This is a genomic window from Kutzneria sp. 744 (genome assembly GCF_000568255.1).
Lineage (GTDB): Bacteria > Actinomycetota > Actinomycetes > Mycobacteriales > Pseudonocardiaceae > Kutzneria.
The window spans coordinates 8,407,822-8,411,081 of the sequence record NZ_KK037166.1; the positions used below are offsets into that span (position 1 = coordinate 8,407,822).

A 3,260-nucleotide genomic window follows, 5' to 3' on the forward strand; every position below is an offset into this window, starting at 1 on the left:
CGGCGGGCGGGCCGCGTTGGTGACCGCACCTCCGCCCCGTGCATCCGCGTCCGCCGCACGAGCCGGAGAGCGACGTCGCCGTGATCCGGGTCTACGCCGGCATGACCGCCGCCATGGTCAACACCGTCGTCGACGCCGGGGCCCGCGGCATCGTGCTGGAGGGATCCGGCGGCGGCAACGTGCCCATCGAGCTGTTCGCCACGATCATGGAGCTCACCCACTGGGAGATCCCGGTCGTCATCGTGCCCCGGGTCCCCGTTCTCGCCGGCCCCGCCACCGGCGCCGCACTGGCCGAGAAGGCCGGCGCGATCATCGCCCCGGGTGTCACCGCCGGCCATGCCCGCGTCGCCCTCATGGTCGCCCTCGGCCACGGCGGGGTGCGCGCGGCCCGCGAGATGTTTCGCAGCTGACCGAAAAGCTCCCAACTCGCCCTTGTCGGCTGTGACTCGGTGTCACAATCGGGCCGGTCACGGACACTGGGGGTGGAGTACGTGCCACGGGGTGAGAGGCCACTCGACGAGGGGGACGGGCCGCTGCTGAGATTCGCGGCGGATCTGCGCAGGCTCAGGACGTTGGCGGGCAGTCCGGTGTACCGGGAGCTGAGCCGGCGTGCGCACTACTCGACGGCGGTGCTGTCGGAGGCGGCGGGCGGTCGCAAGCTGCCGAGCCTGGCCGTCACCCTGGCGTACGTCACGGCCTGCGAGGGCGACACGGCAGTGTGGGAGCAGCGGTGGCGCGAGGTGGCGGCGGAGCTGCTGCCGGCGGAGACGCCGAAGACGATCCACGCGCCCTACCTGGGCTCGGCTGCGTTCGAGACGGCGGACGCGGAGGGGTTCTTCGGCCGTGACGCCCTGATCGGCGAGCTGGTGGCCGCGGTGGGGGAGCACCGCATGGTGTGCGTGCACGGCGCGTCCGGCAGCGGCATGTCCTCGCTGCTCAGGGCCGGTCTCGCCGCGAGGAGCCGGCACAAGGTGGTGGTGTTCACGCCGGGTCCGCACCCGATCGAGGAGTGCGCGGTGCGGCTGGCCGTCGTCGCGGACTGGTCGGCGCCGCGGCTACGCGACGAGCTCGCGGCCGACCCGGCCAACCTGCACCTGCGGGTCCGCCAGGCGGCGGCGGACGGCGAACTGCTGCTGATCGTCGACCAGTTCGAGGAGGTCTTCACCCGCTGCCGCGACGAGACCGAACGCCACAACTTCATCGCCGCCCTGGTGCACGCCGCGAACGTCGACACCAGCCGCTGCCGGGTCGTCCTCGGCCTGCGCGCCGACTACCTCGACCGCTTCGAACGGCCGGAGGTGCACCAGTTTCCGATGCGGGCCATGACCGTCGACGAGCTGCGCGAGGCCGCTACGAAACCCGCATCGGCGGCCGGACTGACACTGGAGACGGCTTTGGTTGCGCGGCTCATCGCCGATGCCGGCGACCGCAGCCGCACGCTGCCCCTGGTGTCCCGGGCATTGCAGGAAACCTGGCACCGCAAGCAGGGCATGACCCTCACCCTCGCCGCGTACGACGAGGCCGGCGGCATCCGGCACGCCATCGCCCGCGCCGCCGAGTCCGCCTACCTGACGTTCGGACCGGCCGACCGGGAGCTGGCCCGGCAGATCTTCCTGCGGCTCACCGCGTTCGGCGACGGCGCCGAGGACACCACGCGCCGCCTAGCCCGCTGCGAGCTGGACGACAGCGAGCGGACCGAGGCCGTGTTGACCGAGCTGATGCGCCGCCGGGTGATCACCGTCGGCCGGCACGGCATCGAGCTCACCCACGAGGCGCTGCTCGTCACCTGGCCGAGGCTGCGCGAATGGCTGTCCAAGGACCGCGACGGCCTGCGCACGCACCGCCAGCTCACCGAGGCCGCCGCCGCGTGGGTCGCCCTCGACCACGACGCCGGCGCGTTGTACCGGGGGCTGCGACTGCTCATCGCCGCGGACTGGGTCAGGCGGGCCGACCCCACGTTGTCCGCGCGGGAGCGCAAGTTCTTCACCGCCAGCCAGTACGCCGAGCGCACCCAGGCGAGCGTCGAGCGCAAGCGCACCCGCCGCCTGCGCCAGCTGGTGGTCCTGCTCGTCGCGTTGCTGCTGGTCACGGCGTTCAGCGGCTTCACCGCCTGGGTCGGCAGCCAGGAGCAGTTGAGCGAGCAGGTCGCGCTGGCTGTCGACTCCCAAGTGGCCTCGCACCTGCGCACCGACAAGTACCTGGCCGGCCAGCTGGCCCTGGCCGCGTACCGGCTCTACCCCTCGCCGCGGACCGAAGGCCGGCTGCTCCAGTTCAGCGCCGAGGAACGGGCGGTGTCCGGTCCCACCGCGGTCGACGCCAAGGCGGCCTTGATGGCGTCAGCCGCACCGAACGGCGACATCGTGCTCACCGGTTCCGGCGCCGACAGCACCATCCCCGGCACCGGCGCGGCCGTGGACTCGCTGGCCGTGTCCGACGACGCCAAGCTGCTGGCCGCCTCCTACGACGACGGCTCCCTCGCCCTGTTCGACGTCGGCGCACGGAACGCGCCCGTGCGGAAGTGGCTGAACCACGGCAATCGCGTGCTGGTCAGCTTCGACCACACCGGGCACGTGCTGGCCGCGGCCGGGCACCCCGCCGACGACGTCAAGCTCGCGCCGGTCGCCACCGACACCACCTTGTGGAACATCACCGACCCGACCAAGCCGGTCGCCGTCGCCACCCTGACCGACGCGCTGGGGCCGGCCCACTTCTCCGCCGCCGGGCTGACTCTCACCACCGTGCCCAGCCGGGGCGACGCCCGCCGGCCACAGGTGTGGCTGCAGGCCCAGGACCGCTGGGACCCGCTGCCCACCGACGACGACCAGCACGGCAACTACAGCGCCGAGTCCGTCAGCGAGGACGGCGCCCTGGTCACCACGGTCTCCACCGACCTCACGGACCCGGCCACCGTGCTCTGGCAGCTCCGCCCCGGCCACCTGGTCCGGATCGTCGCCCTGTCCACCGCCCCGGCCGCCGTCGCCCCCGCGTTCCACTCGCACACGGTCGCCGTCGTCGAGGACGACGGCGTCATCTCGGTCTGGACCGTCGACGACGGCGGCAGCCCGAACAAGACCGCCGAGCTCACCGGGGCTCCCGACCATGTCCGCACCGTCTTGTTCACGGCCGACGGCGACCTCGTCGCCATCGGCGACACCACTCTCACCACCTGGACGATGCGTCCCGAGGGTGGCCGCCGCGGCCGTCTGCCGGCTGCCCCGCACCGGTCTGATCTCCCAGAGCCAGTGGGATTCCTACTTCCC

General features: G+C 72.8%; 2 protein-coding genes. Both read left to right on the top strand.

Annotation, left to right across the window (positions count from 1 at the left end; translation table 11 throughout):
* Positions 1 to 38 precede the first annotated feature (38 nt).
* The gene (locus KUTG_RS38850) at positions 39 to 410 is read left to right on the top strand and encodes an L-asparaginase family protein (protein WP_052395897.1); all 372 of its coding nucleotides are present in this window, start codon (positions 39 to 41) and stop codon (positions 408 to 410) included.
* 81 nt (positions 411 to 491) lie between these two features.
* The coding region (locus tag KUTG_RS62120) for an nSTAND1 domain-containing NTPase (protein ID WP_198047452.1) at positions 492 to 3,260 on the top strand (2,769 nt) is incomplete at its 3' end.